Origin of the sequence: Solemya pervernicosa gill symbiont, from assembly GCF_002020875.1 — a bacterium.
Classification (GTDB): domain Bacteria; phylum Pseudomonadota; class Gammaproteobacteria.
Genome location: NZ_MPRL01000048.1, coordinates 1 through 21,666, shown reverse-complemented (window position 1 = coordinate 21,666; position 21,666 = coordinate 1). Strand labels below are relative to the sequence as shown.

Here is a 21,666-nt window from a genome sequence, read left to right as displayed (position 1 = left end):
CGGGGCGCCGTAGGCATAAACGGTCGCGTTAAGTATTTGCCGCTTGCTTGGGCTTGGATGCCCAAAACAAGCTTCCGCAAAAATAGCGACTCCCCGGAACCTCGGTGGTTACGCAGCGAAAACGGCCGGTGGCTATACGGTATTCTCGGGCACATCGAGTGCGGGGAGTGCCACTTTGATCGCCTATGGTGGAAGCAATGGCGGTGATGGTGGGCGTATCGTCTTCTACGATGAGGCACTGGGTGGTAGCGCCAGGGTTCAGCTCTTTGGCAACGGTGAGCTCGATATTGGTGACCATACGGGTAGCGTGACTCTCGGTGCGCTCGAAATGAGCGGCGGCATCATTGTCACCCAGCTGGGAACCAACATGACCATGCTCAAGCTCTCTGAGGATCTGACGCTCCACTCATCTCAGGCGAACTTCTCTTTCTGGAAGAGTGATGGAGGAGGTTTTGCCTTTAATTCACCCTACACAATTCTCACCAGTGCCAACCTCTCCAACTTCACAGCAGAGCAGTTCAGTGGCAACACCATTGAGGGGATAGAGCCGACCTTCACCCTGGTCGGTCACGCCCTGAAGGTTAGCTTTTTAAAAGAGTGACGGACTCAAGGAGAGCGCTCGTCAGCAGAGGGCTTTGGGCTATTGAGAAAGGATTGATTCGGGCCATTCCTGATCCTCACCCTTCGGGCGCACGTTGTGCGTCCAGATCGGCAATCCTGCCGATTTGTCGAACGGAGGTTCTCATCGGGCTTTCAGGCTAACCATATATAAAAGCCCTACTCAGTCAGAGTGGTTTCATTGGGTTATTGAGAGAGGATTGATTCGGGCCATCCGTGGCCCTCACCCTTCGGGCGCACGTTGTGCGTCCAGATCGGCAATCCTGTCGATCTGTCGAACGGAGGTTCTCATCGAGCTTTCAGGCCAGCCATATAAAAAAGCCCTCCATGTGGAGGGCTTTTTTATATGGCGCGCCCGAGAGGATTCGAACCTCTGACCGTCGGCGTCGGAAGCCGATACTCTATCCAGCTGAGCTACGGGCGCGTGGTGTGGGTGGAGCCTGTGGACGATTCTTATATATAGGTGGCCGGGGCTAACCTCATCTGGATCGTTACAGCGCAGCAAAGGATACCCTGACTCCTGAACCTAGTCTATGAATCGTCCCATTTAGACCGATTTTCATGTTTTGGTCCTTGGGGCTATAATCGCCGCTCAAATTTTTCTATGTATTTCTGGAGTTATGGTTGTGAGCACTGAGAGCGAGAGCAAGAGTTTTGTCATGAGCGCGATTATTTTCATCGTGCTGTTTGTTGTGGTTGTGTTGATTTCTAAGATGATGGGCAGCCTGCTGGCCGTTCCTGGTAGCAGCGCCGCTTCAACACTGGAAGAGCGTATCGCGCCTGTTGGTATGGTTAATACCGGTGCTCCGATCGCGGCGGCAGCACCTGCGCCCGCTCCTGTTGCCGATGCCGGTCCAGTTGATGGTGGCAAGACCTACAACACCACCTGTGTAGCCTGTCACGGTACCGGCGTTGCTGGTGCTCCCAAGGTGGGTGACGCAGCTGCATGGTCTGCCCGTATCGCACAGGGCGAGGCGGTACTGTTTGATCACGCGATCAACGGCTACAACGGCGCTGCTGGCTTCATGCCGGCCAAGGGTGGTAACCCAGGCCTGAGTGATGAGGCGGTTAAGGCGGCTGTTCAGCATATGGTTGAAAACTCCAAGTAAACAGAGTCTTCAAACGTGATGAAAAAGGGCTGCCTCGGCAGCCCTTTTTCGTGTTCATGGACGCCTACAAGGATGTAGGCGTGTCGGTAGCGCTGGGAGCAAGCTATCGACCAGCAGGAGCGGCGTGCCAGGAATATGGTGGTGTTGTGACAGGGATGAGTGTGTCGATAGTGCCGGGAGCGGCTATCGCCCCGTTGAGAATATGGCTGAGTTTCGGTCAGCGTGGGTGTGAGAGCGACGTGTAAAAGCGTGTAGGGTGGGTCGAGCGAAGCGACACCCACCCTACGTTAATCGAGCATTCCACGCAGATTGGCAATATGCGCCCGTCCACGCTGCTTGCGCTCTTCGGGTGGACGCTCTTCACCTCGCCCCTCCCACTGCAGATCATCCTGTGGCAGCTCTTCGATAAAGCGACTCGGCTGACAGATGATCACCTCGCCATAGCGACGGCGCTTGGCGGCGAAGGTGATGGTGAGTGTCTTCTGTGCACGGGTCACGCCGACGTAGGCGAGGCGGCGTTCCTCCTCGATCGCATCATCCTCAAGGCTGTTGCGGTGTGGCAGGATCTCCTCCTCAACGCCGACCAGAAAGACGTGCGGAAACTCGAGCCCCTTGGCGGTGTGCAGGGTCATCAGGCTGACACGGTCGCCGCCATCCTCCTCATCCTGTCGGTCGAGAATATCGAGCAGGGTGATCTGGCTGACCATCTCCGCTAACCCCTCGTTCGGACCCTGATCCTCACGCATCCGTTTTAGCCAGTCGAGTAGCGAATCGACGTTCTTTATCCGCCGTTCTGCCGCCTCGACCGAGGCGGAGGTCTCCTGCAGCCACGCCTCGTAGTTGATGTCACGGATCAGATCCTTGACCACCTCGACCGGTTCCTCACGCTGCACACGGTCGGATAGATTGGTGAGCCACTCGGTGAAGGTGCGCAGATTGTTGAGACCTCGCCCCTTGAGTGTCTCCTCCAGACCGATCTCAAAGCTTGCGGCGAAGAGACTGCGCTCACGGCTGTTGGCGTAGGCGCCGAGTTTCTCCAGGGTGGAGGCACCGATCTCGCGTCGCGGCGTGTTGACGATGCGCAGGAAGGCGGCATCGTCATCGGGATTGGCAAGTAGGCGCAGATAGCTGAGCAGATCCTTGATCTCGCTACGCTCAAAAAAGGAGGTGCCGCCGCTGAGGTGGTAGGGGATGCGGTGCTCGCGCAGTATCTGCTCGAACAGCCGTGCCTGATGGTTGCTGCGATAGAGGATGGCGAAGTCACTGTCGCGCGTTTTGTGGATGAACTTGTGGTGCAGGATCTCGGAGACAACACGCTGCGCCTCGTTATCGGCATCCTTGGTGCGCAGCACGCGAATTGGATCGCCGTAACCGCGATCGCTCCAGAGACTCTTGTCGAAGAGGTGTGGATTGTTGGCGATTAGCTCGTTGGCTGCTTTGAGGATGCGGCCCATCGAGCGGTAGTTCTGTTCCAGTTTGATTACCTTGAGGGTGGGGAAGTCCTCCTGCAGCTGGGCGAGGTTCTCGGGGCGGGCGCCACGCCAGGCGTAGATCGACTGATCGTCATCGCCAACCACGGTCAGGGTGCCTCGATCGCCTACTAACAGTTTCACCAGGTCGTACTGGCAGGCGTTGGTGTCCTGATACTCGTCGACCAGCAGATAGCGGATGCGCTCGCGCCACGCCTGCAGCACCTCGGGGTGTTCCTGGAATAGCCGCACCGGCTGCAGGATCAGATCATCGAAATCGAGTGCGTTGTAGGCCTTGAGGTGGCGGTTGTAGAGGGCGTAGAGCCGCGCACAGGCCGCCTCCTGCTCATCGGCGGCGTGGGAGAGGGCGTGGTCGGGGTGGACCATGGCGTTCTTCCAGTCGGAGATGCGCCACTGAAAGGCGTCGATCTGCTCGGTAGCGTCGTGCTCCTTGCGCCCCAGCTCGCGGATCAGCGCGGCGCTATCCTGAGCGTCGAAGATCGAGAAACCCGATTTGTAGCCGAGCGCCTTGTGGTCGCGGCGCAGGATGTTGAGGCCGAGATTGTGGAAGGTGGAGACGCGCAGGCCGCGGGTCTCTTCGCTCTGCATCATCGAGCTGACGCGGCTCTTCATCTCGCGCGCGGCCTTGTTGGTGAAGGTAACGGCGGCGATGTGGCGTGCCTGGATCGCCTCGTTGCGCACCAGGTGCACGATCTTGTGGGTGATCACACCCGTCTTGCCACTACCGGCCCCAGCCAGAACCAGCAGGGGGGAGTCGGTGTGCAGCACCGCTGCCTTCTGATGTGGATTGAGTTTGTGCGCCATGGGTCAACTTCGTCGTGGGGAGGCGATTGTAGCAGTCTCGCGTCCCATTCTGAGCAGAATTAATCAGAGCATATTTAGTTATTACGACTGATCAGCCGGTCGAAGTTGAGAATCAGGGTCAGTAGTTGGGCGGCATCGGTTGGCTGCTGATTGAAGCTGTACTCAGCCAGTGGATAGATATCACACTCAGTGGGCAGAGTTTGACCGTTCTCGAGGAGCCGCTTCATCTGCGGCAGAAAGACCCACTGTAGCCACTGGTGGAATTCGAGTGTGTCGTGGCAGAAAGGGACCAGGCTCTCGAGCCGCTCAGGCTCCGGTGGCTGCTCACCCCACAGCGCCAGACGGCGCATCTCCGTCTCGATGGCGAGCAGTAGATCGGCAATCTGGTATTCAACCTTCTCCATCGCAGAGGGCTAGTTGATAACGCTGCGGTAGCGCTTGAGCAGGGTCGAGACTCGTTTGACGTAGTTCTTGGTCTCTTTATAAGGTGGAATGCCGTTGTAGCGAGTCACCGCCGTTGGACCAGCATTGTAGGCGGCGATCGCCAGCTTCTGATTGCCGAAGCGGCCCAGCAGTTCGCTGAGATACTTCGCGCCACCGTCGATGTTCTGCGCCGCATTGAAGGGATTGCCGACACCGAGATAGCGGGCAGTGGTCGGCATCAGCTGCATCAGCCCCTTGGCCCCAGCGCGTGAAACCGCCTTGCGATTGAAGGCCGATTCGGCGTGGATTACGGCACGTACCAATGCGGCATCAACGTTGTGGCGCTTGGCTGCCTTGGCCACCAGATCCTTGAATGCCTCGGTATTGAGTGCCACCTTGCGCCAGTCGGAGTTGGCCATGTCGCAACCGATGTAGGACATCAGGCAGCTCGGAATCAGCTCCTCGTAGGTGAGCCCCATCGGTTTGAGACTGCTATAGGTGACCACACCATCTTTGTCGGTGTATTTGTAGATATCGGCCTGAATGCTGAATGCAGAGAGGGCGAGCAGCGGCAGAAGCAGTCGTGCGAGCAGGTGACCTATTGTGCGGCTGTGGGAGTGGAGATCTTTCATGGTGGGCAATGTAACCGAACTGTCGCTCATTTCAAGCGGCCAGTATGCTAATGGCGAGAGTCGTTAGCGTCGATCGAGCTTGCGATAGCCAATCGCCTCACTGAGGTGGTGGGTGGCGATCTGATCGCTCCCCTCCAGGTCGGCAACAGTTCGCGCTACCTTGAGAATGCGGTGGTAAGCACGGGCGGAGAGACCGAGATGGTCGATGGCGGTATCGAGCAGCTGGCGGTCATCGCTGTTGAGCCGACAGTGTTTGTTGATGGCGCGGTTATCGAGTTGGTTGTTGCTCTTGCCGTTGCGTGTCAGTTGCCGCTCGCGTGCCTGTTCGACTCTTGCCCGTACCTCTCGGCTCGTCTCACGCTGCTCGGAGTGATCACGCCCCAGCTCACCGCGCGGCAGGGCGGGGACTTCGATGTGCAGATCGATGCGGTCGAGCAGCGGTCCGGAGATTCGTGCACGATAGCGTGCGACCTGCTCGGTGGAGCAGTGGCAGCGACCGTTGTAATGCCCCAGATAGCCGCAGGGGCAGGGATTCATCGCAGCGATGAGCTGGAAACGTGCCGGGAACTCCGCCTGTCGCGCAGCCCGTGAGATGGTGATCTGTCCCGACTCAAATGGCTCGCGCAGTACCTCCAGCACCTTGCGATCGAACTCCGGCAGCTCATCAAGAAACAGCACCCCGTGGTGGGCGAGTGAGATCTCACCGGGGCGCGGATGGCTGCCACCACCCACCAGCGCCACCCCCGAGGCGGTGTGGTGGGGTGAGCGTAGGGTGCGTTGGCGCCAGTTGTTCAGATTGAGCTTGTGATGACTGATAGAGCGGATTGAGGCGGCTTCGAGCGCTTCCGTTTCGCTCATCAGCGGCAGGATGCTGGGCAGGCGGCTGGCGAGCATCGTCTTGCCGGTACCTGGAGGGCCAATCATCAAGATACTGTGATTTCCGGCGGCGGCAATCTCAAGCGCCCGTTTGGCGTGGTGTTGACCGATTACCTCCGAGAGATCAGCGCTCTGCTCCTGATAGCGATCGCTCAGATCGGGTGTTACGCGGGCTAGTGGCAGGCCACCATCAAGGTGGTTGCAGACGCTGAGCAGATGATCGCTGGCGTAGATCTCGGCCTCACTGGCCAGTGCCGCCTCCTCACCGTTCTCAATCGGTACGATCAGTTTGCGTCCGGTACGGCTGGCGGCCTGCGCCATTGGCAGCAGGCCTGGTACGGGACGTAGCGCACCTGAAAGTGCTAGCTCACCGGCAAACTCATACTGCTCAATCAGATCACTACTTAGTTGCCCCGAGGCGACCAAAATGCCGATGGCGATCGGCAGGTCGAAGCGCCCCCCCTCTTTGGGAAGATCGGCGGGGGCGAGGTTGATGGTGATACGACGAGCGGGGAATTCGAACTGGCTGTTGAGCAGCGCACCGCGCACACGATCCTTACTCTCTTTAACCGCCGCCTCGGGTAGGCCGACAATCGAGAGGGAGGGGAGGCCGTTGGAGAGGTGAACCTCAATGGTGACTTCGGGGGCTTCAACGCCGACCTGGGCGCGCGAGTGTACGATGGCGAGTGACATGGAAATCCTTTCCCGTGATTAATATTTCCTCTTGTCAGGCCATGCTACAGGCAATAGTGGATGGCTGACAAACCGTAGTCATTGGCGTTTGGGACGCTGTTTCAACGCATTGTGGGCTATTTTCGACTATCGTAAGCTCGAGGCACGCTTCTAATAATAAAATATCGAGTCGACCTATGATGATTCAGCGTTTTGCCATGTTGATGGCGCTTTCAACATATCTTGTGGTGATAGGTGGGTGTAACAGCAATACGGTCAGCCTGAAGGAAGCGGAGAGTATTACTGCTGAATTCAAGGGGAGCGCATTTGTTCCACCACCGCGGGCAATTGATGACCTGATGGCGAGGCTGAAAAGGCCACAAATTGCTGCCACGAAAAACCTTGCTGACTCCTGTAACGGCGTTGAACGTGACAGCCATTGGATTCGGCGCTTTAAAGAGTATCTGAAACACTACCAACCCAGTGATCGCATCAACACGACAGAGCACCCGATAGGTGGATGGAATTTTGAGTATGGTTGGGAGCTCTATCGCGGCATTTCGATTCAGGAGATCCGCCGCGGTAACCTGCAGCGGGCCGAGCAGGCGCAACGGACCTATCTCAACCTCATCCCCGATAATCGCAGGGGGCTAAGATTCCCGGATACGCACATCTCGCTCTCATTCAGATTAGCAGGGGTGATATCAGCGAAGGTGCGGCCTCTATTGCGGCATCAAAATCGCTGGAGGGTCGCTTAAACAAGCGTCCGCTTGACAAGATCGCCATTCATTCAGCATGGTTGGCTTTTGCTGAAGGTTCTTTGGCGTTGGCTCGTGGTGAGGTGAAGAGCGCTGAGCGATTATTACGCGAGGCGATCGATAACTTTACTCGTTATAAAGTGACATCGCCGGAGATCCCGATTGTCAGAAGTAAGCTTGCCGAAATAATTGCAGCTCAGGGGCGGATGCTTGAGGCTGAGAACGAGGCGCGCCTGGCGATTGCGCATGCTATTGATAATAGACGTATCGATAAGATCGTTAGCGGACCGCTACTTTTTCGTTTCTCCACGATCTTGATTGATCAGGGGCGGGTGCGTGAGGCCGAGAAGATTGCTGCAGCGGCAGTGGGTGTCTTTCAACGTAGATGCAGTCCCGCAGACTCGATTGAGTTTGCCGATGCTCGACGAGCGCTTGCAGAGGCGTTTGCATTACAGGGTAACTACCGTGAGGTGCTAACGCTTCACGATGCGATAAAACGGTCGCTGGATGGCAAGTCGAAGCAGTACCAGTCACGCTTCGGAAACGACATGACCCTCTCATACGCGCTGATAGATCAGGGCAGATTAGAGGAGGCTGTTGGTCGGCTTTCAACAACGGTAGGGCAGCTGATTACCTCAATGGGGTCTCAACACCCCTCAACGGCAGAGGCGAAAGGCTTTCTGGCTATTGCCAACTGGAAAGCAGGCGATAGTGTGGCTGCTGATCGCAACTTTGAGCAGGCGTTGACCATCCTGCGTGATCCCAAGCAGCGCACGGGTGTGCGGCCTCATAACTATCGTCTCATTGTTGAGGCCTATTTCGACAAGATGTCAGCAACTGCTGGTAACAGTGTTGCCGTAGCAAATGAACTGTTCATGCTTGCCGAGAGTTTGCGTAATTCGAAGGTCAAGGAGTCCATCTCTGCGATGGGTGCAAGGGCGGCGGTCTCATCACCGGAGCTGGCCGCATTGCTTAGGCGTGAACAAGATGCGCGGATTAGGGTGGCGGTACTGGAGTCGACGCTATCCAATGCAGTGGCCGAGGGCATTGATAGTGGTGTGTTGAAGTCTGACATTGAACGATTGAGAATGGCGCAGAGCGCGATTCTTGCTGAGATCGCAGAGAAGTTCCCAGACTATGCCGAGCTGGTTGATCCGGCACCGATGAGTATCACCCAGGCACAGCAAATTCTCGCTGGCGATGAGGTGTTGATTTCAACCTACACGGGTCGTGATAGAACCTATCTCTGGACCGTTGGAGACGGTGATGCATTTCACTTCACCGTAGCACCGCTCGGTTATGACGAGTTGCAGCGTCACGTCGAAACGCTTCGCAGTGCCTTTGCACCGACCGGGCTTAGTCTCTCCTCGATTCCCGATTTTGATGTGGAACTTGGACACCAGCTTTTTGAAGATCTTTTTGCGGAGTCTGAGGCGGTCTGGAAGAGTAGACGCTCAATCTTTATCGCAGCGCATGGGCCGCTTGGGCATCTACCGATCTCCGTGCTACCGACCCAATCGTTTAAAATGCCACAAAAACGTGCGCCACTTTTTTCGCGCTATCGTGATGTACCGTTTCTGGCCAGAAGTCATGCGGTCGCTGTACTCCCATCGGTGAGCTCACTGCAGGCGCTTCGGTCAATTGGCGCGCCCAGCGGTGAGCGGAAGCCCTTAATAGCCTTTGGCGACCCCTGGTTCAGCGAAGAGCAGGTTGCGGAACAGGCGCGGAAGGTTTCATCGACATCAATAAAAAGCCGCGGTCTGTTTAGATTCCGTTCGGCGCCAGATCTCTCAGACTATGCCAGTGCGGACCTTAGTTTGCTGCCACCTCTGCCCGAGACGGCAGGCGAGCTTAATGAGATCGCCGAGGCTCTTGGCGTCGACAGAGGAAGTAATGTTTTCCTCGGCAAGATGGCCAACGAGGATGTCGTTAAATCATTCAAGCTCGATAGCTATCGAATTATCGCTTTTGCGACTCATGGTCTGGTGCCGGGTGATCTTGATGGTCTGACTCAACCCGCGCTCGCGTTGAGTGCACCTCAACTGAGTGGTGTAACAGGCGATGGTCTGTTAACGATGGATGAGATTATGAATCTGAACCTTAACGCCGATTGGGTCATTCTCTCTGCCTGTAACACGGGCAGTAGCGACGGCGCCGGTGCCGAGGCGATATCTGGCCTGGGACGCGCCTTCTTCTATGCTGGAGGGCGTTCGCTGTTAGTGACTAATTGGCCCGTTGAAACTAATTCCGCCCGCAAGTTAACCACCGGCATTTTCAAGTCAAATGATTGGTCTGATCGGGCAGGTGCGCTGCGGGAGAGTATGGTCAATCTCATCGAGCATGGTATCTTCAAAAACAGAAAGGGTGAGCAGGTTTACAGTTATGCACACCCAATTTTCTGGGCACCCTACATGCTGGTGGGTGATAGCCGCTCATTCTGAGTTTCCCCGCTTCTTGGTGTTGTAGAGTGCTCCGTCGGCCTGGTTGATCAGCTCGCCGAGGGTGCCGCTATCAATACTCTCCTTATCGATTGAGGTCATGCAGAGGCTGAATGAGTCCTCTTTTATGTACGATGCAGGCGCGTATGTGAATCAGATATAAAGGGTGCGAGTGAGTTAGGTGAAGTGCTGCTGAATGCGTTTTACAAACGACTGTTTTGATTGGTTTTGGATTTTATAAGTTAGTTTTTTATCGGTCAGCAGGCCTCTAACCTGTGTGCTGTCAAAGCTAATTGAGGTGGTGTTGCCGTTGTGTAAAATCGCAGCCTCTATTAAGGCGTATAGGTCGCTTCTGGTCAGCTTCGATAGTGCCGCTTTGTTAATGTTTGTAATACTGCGTTTTATTTGAAAGTAGCTTCTGTTGATTTGGCTGCTGGTCTTTTTGTTGTCGACAGAGTGATGCCTCATTCTCTCCCTATCATCATGTGCAATTGTTTCGATACCCTTAAGTGGTAGAGGCAGAATGGGTGAACCGCTCTCTTCCAGTCGCCAATAGAAATCTGAATCTTCGGCTCCCCATCCTTGAATAACGTCGTCATAGCCATCGATGCGTGTGAAGTCCGTGCGTTCTACGAGAACGCAACCGCTTTTATCGCGATTTTTACCACTAGACTCCGGACGATAGGCGAATCCAGACTCGATTTTGTTGTGAATCGTGGCTATAGCGTGGGTGGGCAACAGGATGTCTGCATCTATGAAAAAGAGCCAGGGTGCGGTGGCGTTATTTGCACCTATATTACGCGCTGCTGAAAGATTGAAGTGTGGCTGGTTTGGAACGCGTACAACCGTAATCTCTGGGAAGTACTCTTCAACCCAGTTGCCTGAGTTATCGGGGCATGAGTAGTCGACGACGATGCAGTGGCTCATCTCCTGTGCGGCAGCTAGTGGTAGAGACCGTTTAAGATGCGCCAGTCGCCCTTTACAGGTGATGATGATGTTGGTTTTGATATTGGACTTCATTGAGAGGATGTACAGTATGGCTCTAGTAACTGCTAGGTAGTGTGAGATCGGCTGCTCGGACTCTCTCTGCAGAACTAACTCTTCGATTAAATGTAACTAAATAAATAAGTAGATCTTCAGTTGTGATGAATTTAATTCAGATATTTATTACTTGATCAAATATCGAAACCTAATTCACTTACTGCTCGACACGGTTACGACCTCGCTTCTTGGCATTGTACAGAGCACGATCGGCCTTGCTGATCAGGGTGCCGACATTGCTATTGTCGATGTTTTCCAGGTCGGTTGCAGCAATACCGAGACTGATGGTGCTCTTGATGGTGATGCCATCGATCTCGACGGGTGACTGCTCCACGCTGCGGCGGATACGTTCGGCGACAGCTGCAGCCTCACGGCTGGGTGTGTTGGGCAGCATGATGATGAACTCCTCGCCGCCGTAGCGCGACAGGGTATCCTGCTCGCGTTTTACATCGGCAACGATATCGACAACATGTTTCAGTACCTCATCACCTGTGAGGTGGCCGTGGGTGTCATTGATCGCCTTGAAGTGATCGAGATCGAGCATGATGAAGGAGGTGATCTCACGGTCGCGTTTGCTGCGTGAGAGTGAGTGGTCAGCGATGGCGTAGAAGGCGCGACGGTTATAACAACCGGTCAGCGGATCGATCTGCGCCTGACGACGCAGGTCGTTCTGCAGGTGTTCGGTGGTCATGGTGATATAGGCCATCGCGGTAAGGATGGAGATCGCGATTGCCTCAAACAGGGCGTGGAAGATAAAGATGTAGGCCATCAGTCGGCAGGAGATGGTCACGACGTCGCGAACTCTCGGCCAGAGCGACCAGGCGGCCAACAGGCTGTAGAGCAAGGTGATTAGTGATGTGCCGATGGTGCGGGCAGTCAAGTTGATTTCGGCGGTTGAGTAATAGCCCATGAAGGCGACGTAGATCAGTAGCAGTGCAGCAAAGGGAGCTATTTTGAAGGGCTTGCGCCCCATAAAGCGGCGGATGGCCCATCAGCATTACGTAGAAACCGACGGCCATCAGTGTGTTGCCGATCACTACCGAGAGGGGAAGCGAGACAGAGGCACGCAGTGCGAATGCGACGATGGCAAGGGTGACCAGCAGGCGTCCGATGGTCCACTCTTTGATGCCGGGGATGGTCCGGTTGACGTACCAGACCACTGCCAGAGAGGAGGTTGAGAGCAGGTGGGTCAGTGCCAGAACGGCTAGCAGTGTGAGTGGGTCAAACATGGGGCATGCGGACTCTATGTAATGGATGTCCAAGCTATGATCGGTCTCATACCTAGCATAGCTTGCTGTTGCAAGTAGCTAAAATTAGCCTTGCTACAGCTACGCTGAGTGAAGGTTGAATCAGCTTAAGATGGTTTGCTCTTGTCCCTGAGAGAGTCTTCAAGCTCGGCCAGCTGTTTCTCAAGGGCATCGAGCTTACTGCGGGTGCGTGCCAGCACCGCGCTCTGGATATCAAACTCCTCACGACTCACCAGCTCGAGTCTGGAGAAGAGGCCGCTGAGCCCGGCTCGCAGATTCTTCTCTAGATCCTTCTGCAGTTCACCCATGCCTGCGGGGGCCGCCTCGGCGGCACGACGCGCCAGATCGTCAACTATTTTGGGGTCGATCACACTCTTTTCCTTGCTCGGATTGCTTCGCACCGATTCTAGACGATTTTCACACGCTGTTCTGCACTGCAATAGCGCACTAAATTAGTGCGCTTCACCAGGAAACGGCTATCTCTGGTGCATCCAGATAGTGCCTATAAGTGCTTAATCATTCATATCTGGCTGTTATTAAAGAATAAAACGATGGTGGCACGCTGCGTGCAATAACGCACTGCAATGGTGGACAGAGATGCGTTGTGGTCTGTCATGAACAGCAGATGGGCGGCGCAGCCACCCCAACCGTTTTAAAAATAACACCCGAGCCGAACGGGCCGGGCCTGAAGTAAGAAGGAGATAACCAAATGAAGTTAGTCACTGCAATCGTCAAGCCGTTCAAGCTGGATGACGTGCGTGAGGCCCTCTCCGAGATCGGTGTGCAGGGTGTCACCGTCACGGAAGTAAAGGGTTTTGGCCGTCAGAAGGGACACACCGAGCTCTATCGTGGTGCTGAGTATGTCGTCGATTTTCTACCCAAGGTAAAGGTTGAGGTAGCGGTTAAGGCAGATCTCGTTGATCAGGTGATCGAGTCGATCCGTAACGCCGCCAACACCGGCAAGATCGGTGATGGAAAGATTTTTGTCTATGGCCTGGATCAGGCGATCCGCATTCGTACCGGCGAGTCCGGCCCGGACGCACTGTAATTGAGCTCATTGGAGGGTTAATAAAGTGGAAGCAATACTTCAGACAAATTACGCCCTGGACACCTTTTACTTCCTAGTGTCTGGCGTACTGGTAATGTGGATGGCAGCGGGTTTTGCCATGCTCGAAGCGGGTCTTGTTCGTTCCAAGAACACGGCTGAAATTCTGACCAAAAACGTGGCGCTGTTTGCCATTGCCTGCATCATGTACATGGTGATGGGTTACAACATCATGTATCCCGCTGAGGCTGTTAACAGCTGGTTTCCTGGTATCAGCTTCCTGATCGGTGGTGACAACTCGGTTGAGTCTGTTCTGGCTGGTGGTGATGGTGCGCCTTACTACTCAGACATGTCCGACTTCTTCTTCCAGGTTGTGTTTGTTGCAACTGCGATGTCGATCGTCTCGGGTGCGGTGGCTGAGCGTATGAAGCTCTGGTCATTCCTCGCCTTTGCGGTTGTGATGACCGGTTTCATCTACCCAATGCAGGGTTACTGGAAGTGGGGCGGTGGTTTCCTCGACGGTCTCGGATTCCAGGACTTCGCAGGTTCGGGTGTGGTCCACATGTGTGGTGCTGCTGCAGCACTGGCCGGTGTTCTGCTACTCGGTGCTCGTAAGGGCAAGTACGGTCCAAACGGTGAGGTTCACGCGATCCCTGGTGCCAACATGCCGCTGGCAACCCTCGGTATGTTCATCCTCTGGATGGGTTGGTTCGGCTTCAACGGTGGTTCTGAGCTGAAGGTCTCCGATGTCGGTGAGGCCAACGCGGTTGCACTGGTCTTTGTTAATACCAATATGGCCGCTGCTGGTGGCCTGGTGGCAGCGATGATGGTTGCACGCATCCTCTTCGGTAAGACCGACCTGACCATGGTGCTCAATGGTGCTCTGGCCGGTCTGGTTGCGATCACTGCTGAACCTCTGGCTCCTACCCCGCTGCTGGCGACCATTATTGGTGCCATCGGTGGTGTGGTGGTTGTGCTCTCGGTTATCACCCTAGACAAGCTGCGTATCGATGATCCAGTCGGTGCGATCTCTGTCCACGGTGTGGTCGGTATGTGGGGTCTGCTCGCAGTCACCCTCTCCAATGCCGATGCAACCTTCGTTGGACAGCTGACCGGCCTGGGTGTGATCCTGGCATGGACCTTCGCTGCCAGCTTCATCACCTGGATGGTGATCAAGGCGGTGATGGGTATCCGCGTCACCGAGGAAGAGGAGTACGAGGGCGTCGACCAGACCGAGTGCGGTATGGAAGCCTACCCGGAGTTCACCAACAAGTAAGCAGCTTTTCAGAAAGAGCGAGAAGCGGGGTGCCAGGGATGGCACCCCTTTTTTATGTCTGATCGAAAAGTTTGGAAGTGAATTATTAACCCTGCCTGACTTCGAGCCAGGAGGCCGCTATAGACGGTTTAATGACAAGGTTACATTCGGTCGCTATCCTCACTGCTAAACAACACTATAAAAAGATGCCACAGAGACGATCACTATGGATATAACCCCCTACCTAAAAATGATGGTGGAGCAGAAGGCTTCCGATCTCTTCCTCAGCGTGGGTGCACCTGCTCATTTCAAGATAGAGGGCAAGCTGGTGCCGGTCAGAGAAGAGCCGCAGAAACCCGATGCGGTCAAAGATCTCGCCTACTCGGTAATGAGTGGTGATCAGATCAAGGATTTTGAAGAGACACTGGAGGCGAATCTAGCCATTTCTCTGCCCGATATTGGTCGGTTTCGAGTCAACGTCTACCGCCAACGGGGCGAGGTGACGATGGTGGCGCGTTATCTGGTCAGTGAGATTCCCAGTATTGCCGATCTCGGACTGCCCTCAATGCTGGAGGAGATCATCACTTTGCAGCGTGGCCTCGTGCTGGTGGTGGGTACCACCGGTTCGGGTAAGTCGACCACCATGGCGAGCATGCTGGATCACCGCAACCGCAATACCGCCAGCCATATTGTCACCATCGAAGACCCACTCGAGTATATGCATGGTCACCGTAAGTCGATCGTTGACCAACGTGAGGTTGGCTTCGATACCCTCTCCTATGAGAGTGCGTTGCAGAATGCGATGCGTGAGGCGCCCGATGTGGTGATGATCGGCGAGATTCGGAAGCAGGAGACGATGCAGCAGGCGATAGCCTATGCTGAGACGGGTCACCTCTGTCTCTCCTCCTTACACGCCGCCAACGCCAATCAGGCGATAGACCGTATCATCAACTTCTTCCCTGAGAGTGCGACACGACAGGTATTGATGGATCTCTCGCTCAATCTGCGCGCTATCATCTCGCAACGGCTGGTGCCCGGGTCTGATGGCAAACGGGTGGTCGCTACTGAGGTGCTGCTCAACTCATCGCATGTTCGGGAGTTAATCCGCAATGGTGAACTTCACATGATCAAGGAGGCGATGGAGGGGGGGATTGCACGCGGTATGCACACCTTCGATCAGTCGCTCTACAACCTGTTTACGAAGGGGAAAATCTCCAAGGAGGAGGCACTCAAGTATGCAGATTCCCGTACCGATCTGGCGCTGAAGATGAATCTTGCCGGTTCGGGGGGGGATGATTCAGCGTTGGGTGGTATCTCTATCTAGCGCTATTTGAAGGTGTAGTGTTTGTGGATATCAGCCTTGATCTCCCAATGGCACGACATACCCGCTGGGAAAGTGACCAGATCCCCTTTGCCGATATGTACAGGCTCGCCGCCATCGGGAGTAACGATCACATCGCCCTCGAGGATGTAGCACTGCTCCTCCGCATCGTAGCTCCAGGGAAAAGATGAGGCTTACTTGCTCCAGATTGGCCACTGCATAGCGCCAAGTACATCCAGGCTCGTCTGGTCTGGATTGTGTACAACTTCGATCTCTCTCATCAAACTAACTCCATTCATTTTATAGATAGGTATAGCCGGTCAATCCATCGGTGTGTTGGTGTGGGATCGTGGCGTGTAAGCAGGGAGGGCAGCGTGAGTTTTGTAAAGAGCTACTGCACACCGGGGTGTTTGAGATCGAGTATTACAACGAAGCGATCCACCGATCAGCACTGGCACAGCCAGAATTCATGAAGCGACGCTGGGTGTCACTGGCTAACCGTTACAGTTTTTCTGGATGCTCTTTTCCAGATCGGCGGTTGCCTGCTCGCGCTCCTCAGTGCTGAGGATGCGCTTGCCACCCTTGCCGTCGGGCTCAAACAGATGTCCGGCGTCGCGATACTCCTGTAATAACCGCTCTGCCTCTTTGCACTCGGCGCGACGTTCGGCGCGCAGTTTTTCGGCTTCACGCCGTTTCGCTTCACGTTCGTGCCGATCCGCCTCCATCGACCTGAGTAATCGCTGCTGCATCTGCTGTTGATCAACGTTATTGCCGGGTGCGGTTGTGGGTGTGCGAGGTGTCTCGATCTTCATCTCCTGCGCACTACCCTGTGGCCGTTCGCCATAGTGAACGTTGCCCTGCTCATCGGTCCACTTGTAGATGCCAGCTGCAAGGCTCGTCGAGCTAACCAGAAGCAGTAGTGGTATGAGTGGCGAATGTTTCATCATGAGAGTGAATGAATCAGCTGCTGCAGTAGGTCTTGATGTCGTGACTCAGCTCTTTGACCAGATCCTGGCGCTCCTTGAGCCTCATTACGCGGAAGCCGCCATCGGTGGCGTCGGTATAGAGCAGACCAGCGGTTTTATAGGTGTGTAGGACCTGGCGAGCCTCATCACAGGAGGCGAGTGTGGCGCTGCTGGCAACATTGTTACGTGCCTGAAATTCACGCTCTATCCGCGCCAACTGACGAGCCTCATCAGCCGCCTTGCGACGCTGCTTCGCAGCGCGTGCTGCAGTCTCTGCCTTGAGGCGATCCTCGCGGCCGACAACCTGTTCGGGGATCTCATCTTTTGGGCGGTCACTATAGTGGATGTTGCCATCGGCATCGGTCCAGCGGTGCATCTCCGCACTCACACTCATCGAATCAATCAGGGCCGCAATCAACAGCATGCTACGCATCATTAATGCTCCTCCTTGTGGGTCAAACGCTCCAGACGCAGACGGTGGCGATCATCGAAAAGCCGTCTCGCGCCGAGCCAAACAGCCGTCAATGTACCAAATCCTGTGCCCGCTGTGATCAAAAACATAATAAGTATCTGGTATTTAACCGCTTCCATGGGTGGTGCACCGGCCAGAATCTGGCCCGTCATCATGCCTGGAAGACTGACCACACCGGCCGCAGCCATCGCATTGATCATCGGGATCATGCCGACGCGTAGGGCATCGCGGCGGATGGTGGCAATGGCATCACACCACGACTCACCGAGCATCAGGCGCGACTCAATCACCGCGCGTTGTCGCCAGGCATCAGTGGTGAGACGGTCCATGCCGAGCGAAATACCGTTCATGGTATTGCCCAGCAGCATGCCGAGGAGCGGGATGGCGTACTGTGGCTGATACCAGGGGTCGTTGCCGATAATGACCGTCAGTGCCAGTAGGGTGACCGAGAAAGACGAAATAAACATCGACAGGGTACCGACGCCGTAACCCCACCAACCGACAAATCGGCGGTGCTGGCGGGCACCGACCTCACGCCCCGCCATGATCAGCATTGCGGAGGCGATTAGCGCGATCCAGAGTAGATTTACATTCGCGAACAGTGCCTTTAGTACCACGCCGATAAGCGCCAGTTGCAGCGTGGTCCTGAGGGCGGCGATCAATAGCCGTGGTGCGATATCGAGCGCCATTTTGCTGGAGATAAAGGCGAGTAGCAGCACCAGCAGTGCCGCCAGTGCCAGATCAAACGGTGTTAACGAGATAATGTTCATGCCGCCTCTACCAGAGTGCCCGCTTCAAAACGGAGGTGACGATCAGCAACACGTTCAATCTGATGTGGGTCGTGGCTGACCCAGATCAAAGCTGCCCCGGTTGTCTCTCGGTATGCCGTGATCAGTGCCTCAACCCGTTCGATATTCTCCTGATCGAGCGAGGCAGTCGGTTCATCAAGCAGCAGCACCGAGGGACGATTGGCCAGGGTGCGAAGGATTGAGAGTCTCTGTCGTTCACCGGTAGAGCAGCGGCTTACCTGCCAGTCGAGCGCCTCTAGTGTGAGCCCAAGTGCGGAAAAACCGGCCTCATCAGCGTCACTAAAATGGTCGCCTACCCGTTCAAACCACCACTGGCTCTCGGCCGGTAGCAGCGTTACCCGCCGACGCCATTCGGGTGCAGTGAAACTCTGAGCGCTTGCACCGTCGAGAAGCATCGTGCCCTGGTGAGGATCGATATCGGCAATTGCCCGTAATAACAACGATTTACCAGCCCCTGAAGCACCTGAAAGTGCCAGCGTGCTACCTGCTGCCAACTCAAGTGAAATGGGGCCGACGTGATGCGTCTGCAGCGCATCGAGATGAAGTTTGGACAACGCCCTATCTACCCTCTTAACCGCGCACCTGATGGGTGTCTGGCGGTATCTCTTTCAATCTAAACTGATTTGGTATCAGCGCCCATAAAGCCGGATGGCGTTGTGTGATTCCAGAACCGTATATCGCCAAGCAGACACCCTTTGATGTAGAGCTTGAGCCCGGCAGCTACTGCTACTCTACCTGTGGCCAATCGAAAAGCCAGACCCTAAGGTGATCTCTCTCTGTGTGATGTGGCGCATCAAATACTTTAACGCATAAAAAAGGGCCTCAAAAAGAGGCCCAAAAGTATAGTTGCAATGGGGATTGCAACAACTCACCAAACGGTTCTGTTACATGGTTTCGTATCCAGGGTTGTTGTCGATGCCCTTGATGGTTGGGACATTGAGTTCCTTGATGGAAACGGTTTTCTTGGCACGCAGGTAGTCGGCGACCACATCCCAGACCGGTTTGCTGTCGAGAGGGGCGGCGACGCTGGCCCAACCACCGACCGAGTAGGTCTTGTTGGCTTCAATGGCACGGCCGTTGATCGACATGTCTGTGATGCGTTTTCCAATCTTCTCTTTAGGGTTGATGGCGTACTTGAGGCCGCCAACGCGCACCATGTCACCACCCTGCTGGTAGTAGGGGTCCTCGTTGAAGAGGTTGTCAGCAACATCTTCGAGCACGATCTTCACCTGATCACCACTCATCTCGCTACGGGTAACACCGGCGTAGGTGATGGCGGTCTGGGTCATCAGATCCTCAAAGGTGATGGTCTGACCCGGTAGAATCGAGGTGCCCCAGCGGAAACCGGGTGAGAAGGCCATCTCGGCATCGAGCTCCTGCATCAGTGCATCACAGATCAGCTGATCGAAGGTGCCGTTGAAGTTGCCACGGCGATAGAGCAGTTCGTCGGAGATCGCCAGTGGCTCTTCGAGACGCTCCTTGAACGGTGCGCGTACCTTCTCAATGTAGGCCGCCATCTCGGCATCGGGCTCGATCAGGTTGGAGAAGACTGGCAACAGGCGATAACGGTAGTCCTGGATCTTGCCATCGCGTACATCGAGGTCGAGCACTGAGAGGAACTTGCTGTTGGAGCCGGAGTTCATTACCAGTGTCTTGCCGCCTGGGTTCTTCACGGTAATCGGTTTCGGTACCGCATCGTGGGTGTGGCCACCGAAAATGGCATCGATACCGCTGACGCGTGAAGCCATCTTCAGGTCAACATCCATACCGTTGTGCGACAGCACGACGACGACCTGTGCACCCTTGCCGCGTACCTCATCGACATAACCCTGCATCTGATCATCGCGGATGCCGAAGCTCCAGTCAGGGACCATGTAGCGTGGATTGGCGATCGGGGTATAGGGGAAGGCCTGACCAATGATGGCAACCGGTACACCGTTGATTTCACGGATGGTGTAGGGGCTGAAGACCGCCTCATTCCATTCGTTATCGACGACATTCTGTGCCAGGAACTCGATGTGGCCAGCAAAATCTTTCTCGATAATCTCTTTGACTCGCTCGGCACCGTAGGTCATCTCCCAGTGCGGGGTCATGATGTCGACACCGAGCAGCTTCTGCGCGTCGACCATATCCTGTGCGTTGGTGAAGAGTGAGGTGGCTGAGCCCTGCCAGGTGTCACCGCCGTCAAGCAGCAGTGAGCCGGGGCGGCTGGACCGAATGCGTTTAACCAGAGTAGAGAGGTGGGCAAAACCGCCGACCTTGCCGTAGGTACGGGCCGCCTCTTCAAAGTTTAGGTAGGTAAAGGCGTGCGCCTCGATACCGTCCGCAGGCATGCCGAAGGTCTTGAGGAAGGCATCGCCGACCAGATGCGGCGCATTACCGCGCATCGAGCCGATACCGAGGTTGATGTTGGGTTCACGGAAGTAGACCGGTGTCAGCTGAGCGTGACAGTCGGTGTAGTGCATCAGTGAAACATTACCGAAATTGGGCACCTCATAGAGGTCTGCCGGGGCTTTACTCGGGCGGCCAGAGACGATTGGCGTCTCGGCGCATGCAGAGAGGTTAAAGCCTGAGACACCCGCAACAGCGAGCATCTGTAGGAATTCACGACGGGAGAGATTCATTGCTTCTCCGGGGTTCTTAATTAGTGGTGTGTAAGGGAGTGGAGCAGAGATGCCCGACCCCGGTGGGTCGGGCTGCTCCGGTAGTGCTTTTTTTAGTTACGTGCGCCTGGACCGTTGAGCACAATACCGTTGCTCATGTGGGTCAGGAAGTACTCGAGGTTGCGATACTCTTCACCCTGCATCTTGAAGGGCTTGGCACGAACCTGCTTGTTGCAGCCCTTGAAACGACGGTGAAGGGTGCCGAGTGCGCCCCACTTCGAACGGTAAACCGGGAAGTGGCTGGTGTGACCCAGTGCAGGACTCAGCTTCTCACTACGGATATTCATGCCAGCACTCTGGATGTGGCAGTTTGCACATGAGAAGTTGAGCTGACCACGACGCTTGAAGTAGAACTCCTTACCATCCTCGTAGGCCGCCATAGCGCCTGGATCGTTAGGTACTTCAATGTTGGTGACAACACCGCGTGACTCGTAAGCCATGTAGGCCAGCAGGGAGGCAATCTTGCCCTTGCCGTACTTCATTGGCTTCTCACCATTGGCCTCTAGACACTTGTTGATCTCCAGAGAGAGGGTGGTAACCATACCCTTCTCTGCGTCCCAACGAGGGTAGTCGCCGTAGATGCCGGGCTTCTCGAAGCAGTCCTTGTAACCCTTGCCGTTGGCAAAAGGTTTATCCCAGATAGCCTGACCATCATCAATGAAGGTCTCGTAGGGAGGGAACTCTTCAATCGCTTCCCAGTTGGCACGCTTGATCTCATCGATCGCGTATACGCCGTTGGCGTACTCCTGCATTGGAACCTCAGGGAATTTCTTTTTCATAACCTTGTGGTAGGTATCAACGTCACCCGCCGGGTCTGCGATAGACACCATCGGGGCGATGAGTAGCGTCGCTGCTGCTGCCAGCAGTTTGATGCTTCTCTTTTTCATAGAAGTCACTCCTTCTGGTGTGGTGATCACTTGATTGCGGTTTCGACAGAGTCGGAACCGCCCTTGTTGTCGACCCAGCTGATGGTCAGCTTGTCACCCTTAGCTGCGCCCTTGAACTTGAACGACAGGTAGGGGTTCTTA

General features: G+C 55.4%; 22 protein-coding genes, 1 tRNA gene and 1 pseudogene. 7 read left to right on the top strand and 17 right to left on the bottom strand.

The annotated features are described in order from the left end of the window. Positions 1–175 precede the first annotated feature (175 nt). Complete coding sequence (locus tag BOW52_RS11105) at positions 176–601, top strand: hypothetical protein (protein ID WP_078484146.1); 426 nt, start codon at positions 176–178, stop codon at positions 599–601. Positions 602–965: 364 nt separating this feature from the next. Here the strand turns inward: BOW52_RS11105 and BOW52_RS11100 are convergent. Further along, a tRNA-Arg gene (locus BOW52_RS11100) sits at positions 966–1,042 on the bottom strand. A 202-nt stretch (positions 1,043–1,244) separates the two neighbouring features. Between BOW52_RS11100 and BOW52_RS11095 the strand changes: the two genes are divergently transcribed. Beyond that, entirely contained in the window at positions 1,245–1,727 is a 483-nt protein-coding gene (locus BOW52_RS11095; RefSeq protein ID WP_236725716.1) for a c-type cytochrome, read from the top strand. Between the two features lie 287 nt (positions 1,728–2,014). Here BOW52_RS11095 and rep read toward each other — a convergent pair whose 3' ends face one another. The 4 genes from rep to BOW52_RS11075 all read right to left on the bottom strand — a co-directional run bounded on the left by rep (position 2,015) and on the right by BOW52_RS11075 (position 6,645). Continuing rightward, positions 2,015–4,021 (bottom strand): DNA helicase Rep, encoded by a 2,007-nt coding sequence (gene rep / locus BOW52_RS11090; protein WP_078484145.1) that lies wholly within the window; start codon positions 4,019–4,021, stop codon positions 2,015–2,017. Between the two features lie 74 nt (positions 4,022–4,095). Next, the gene (locus BOW52_RS11085; protein WP_078484144.1) at positions 4,096–4,425 is read right to left on the bottom strand and encodes a YqcC family protein; all 330 of its coding nucleotides are present in this window, start codon (positions 4,423–4,425) and stop codon (positions 4,096–4,098) included. Between the two features lie 9 nt (positions 4,426–4,434). Further along, positions 4,435–5,106 (bottom strand): transglycosylase SLT domain-containing protein, encoded by a 672-nt coding sequence (locus BOW52_RS11080; RefSeq protein WP_135622295.1) that lies wholly within the window; start codon positions 5,104–5,106, stop codon positions 4,435–4,437. Positions 5,107–5,139: 33 nt separating this feature from the next. Continuing rightward, the gene (locus BOW52_RS11075; RefSeq protein ID WP_078484142.1) at positions 5,140–6,645 is read right to left on the bottom strand and encodes a YifB family Mg chelatase-like AAA ATPase; all 1,506 of its coding nucleotides are present in this window, start codon (positions 6,643–6,645) and stop codon (positions 5,140–5,142) included. 176 nt (positions 6,646–6,821) lie between these two features. On the opposite strand from BOW52_RS11075, the gene BOW52_RS11070 reads away from it, so the two are divergent. Both BOW52_RS11070 and BOW52_RS11065 read left to right on the top strand, forming a co-directional pair. Next, positions 6,822–7,382: a hypothetical protein gene (locus BOW52_RS11070; RefSeq protein ID WP_078484141.1), complete on the top strand. Its 561-nt coding sequence runs from the start codon at positions 6,822–6,824 to the stop codon at positions 7,380–7,382. A 41-nt stretch (positions 7,383–7,423) separates the two neighbouring features. Further along, complete coding sequence (locus BOW52_RS11065; RefSeq protein ID WP_172840314.1) at positions 7,424–9,823, top strand: CHAT domain-containing protein; 2,400 nt, start codon at positions 7,424–7,426, stop codon at positions 9,821–9,823. Between the two features lie 174 nt (positions 9,824–9,997). Here the strand turns inward: BOW52_RS11065 and BOW52_RS11060 are convergent, their stop codons facing one another. The 4 genes from BOW52_RS11060 to BOW52_RS11045 form a co-directional block, all read right to left on the bottom strand. Further along, a complete protein-coding gene (locus tag BOW52_RS11060; protein WP_078484139.1) occupies positions 9,998–10,840 on the bottom strand; it encodes a glycosyltransferase family 2 protein in 843 nt (280 codons plus the stop codon). A 178-nt stretch (positions 10,841–11,018) separates the two neighbouring features. Then, positions 11,019–11,630 carry a GGDEF domain-containing protein gene (locus BOW52_RS11055; protein ID WP_172840313.1) on the bottom strand — a complete coding sequence of 204 codons (612 nt, stop codon included), beginning with the start codon at positions 11,628–11,630 and terminating at the stop codon, positions 11,019–11,021. Then, positions 11,596–12,090 carry a hypothetical protein gene (locus BOW52_RS17065; protein ID WP_172840312.1) on the bottom strand — a complete coding sequence of 165 codons (495 nt, stop codon included), beginning with the start codon at positions 12,088–12,090 and terminating at the stop codon, positions 11,596–11,598. The genes BOW52_RS11055 and BOW52_RS17065 overlap by 35 nt, the downstream gene beginning before the upstream one ends. A 125-nt stretch (positions 12,091–12,215) precedes the next feature. Continuing rightward, a complete protein-coding gene (locus BOW52_RS11045) occupies positions 12,216–12,479 on the bottom strand; it encodes an accessory factor UbiK family protein (protein ID WP_078484147.1) in 264 nt (87 codons plus the stop codon). Positions 12,480–12,817: 338 nt separating this feature from the next. On the opposite strand from BOW52_RS11045, the gene glnK reads away from it, so the two are divergent. The 3 genes from glnK (at position 12,818) to BOW52_RS11030 (ending at position 15,732) form a co-directional block, all read left to right on the top strand. Further along, a complete protein-coding gene (gene glnK / locus BOW52_RS11040) occupies positions 12,818–13,156 on the top strand; it encodes a P-II family nitrogen regulator (protein WP_078484137.1) in 339 nt (112 codons plus the stop codon). A 25-nt stretch (positions 13,157–13,181) separates the two neighbouring features. Beyond that, a complete protein-coding gene (locus BOW52_RS11035; protein WP_078484136.1) occupies positions 13,182–14,429 on the top strand; it encodes an ammonium transporter in 1,248 nt (415 codons plus the stop codon). Between the two features lie 205 nt (positions 14,430–14,634). Beyond that, on the top strand, positions 14,635–15,732 hold the full coding sequence (locus BOW52_RS11030) for a PilT/PilU family type 4a pilus ATPase (protein ID WP_078484135.1): 1,098 nt from the start codon (positions 14,635–14,637) through the stop codon (positions 15,730–15,732). 2 nt (positions 15,733–15,734) lie between these two features. Here the strand turns inward: BOW52_RS11030 and BOW52_RS11025 are convergent. From BOW52_RS11025 to BOW52_RS10990, 8 genes and pseudogenes are all read right to left on the bottom strand, one after another. Beyond that, positions 15,735–16,010: pseudogene (locus BOW52_RS11025) on the bottom strand (cupin domain-containing protein). A 213-nt stretch (positions 16,011–16,223) separates the two neighbouring features. Next, entirely contained in the window at positions 16,224–16,676 is a 453-nt protein-coding gene (locus BOW52_RS11020) for a DUF4124 domain-containing protein (protein ID WP_078484134.1), read from the bottom strand. A gap of 13 nt (positions 16,677–16,689) precedes the next feature. Continuing rightward, a complete protein-coding gene (locus tag BOW52_RS11015) occupies positions 16,690–17,130 on the bottom strand; it encodes a DUF4124 domain-containing protein (RefSeq protein ID WP_078484133.1) in 441 nt (146 codons plus the stop codon). Then, entirely contained in the window at positions 17,130–17,936 is an 807-nt protein-coding gene (locus tag BOW52_RS11010; RefSeq protein ID WP_078484132.1) for an ABC transporter permease, read from the bottom strand. Before BOW52_RS11010 ends, BOW52_RS11015 begins: the two co-directional genes overlap by 1 nt. Continuing rightward, complete coding sequence (locus tag BOW52_RS11005; RefSeq protein WP_078484131.1) at positions 17,933–18,529, bottom strand: ABC transporter ATP-binding protein; 597 nt, start codon at positions 18,527–18,529, stop codon at positions 17,933–17,935. The genes BOW52_RS11010 and BOW52_RS11005 overlap by 4 nt, the downstream gene beginning before the upstream one ends. A 330-nt stretch (positions 18,530–18,859) precedes the next feature. Beyond that, a complete protein-coding gene (gene soxB, locus BOW52_RS11000; protein WP_078484130.1) occupies positions 18,860–20,599 on the bottom strand; it encodes a thiosulfohydrolase SoxB in 1,740 nt (579 codons plus the stop codon). A gap of 92 nt (positions 20,600–20,691) precedes the next feature. Further along, positions 20,692–21,525: a sulfur oxidation c-type cytochrome SoxA gene (gene soxA, locus BOW52_RS10995; RefSeq protein ID WP_078484129.1), complete on the bottom strand. Its 834-nt coding sequence runs from the start codon at positions 21,523–21,525 to the stop codon at positions 20,692–20,694. A gap of 26 nt (positions 21,526–21,551) precedes the next feature. Next, positions 21,552–21,666: thiosulfate oxidation carrier complex protein SoxZ (locus tag BOW52_RS10990; RefSeq protein ID WP_172840276.1), on the bottom strand; the 115-nt coding region annotated here is incomplete at its 5' end.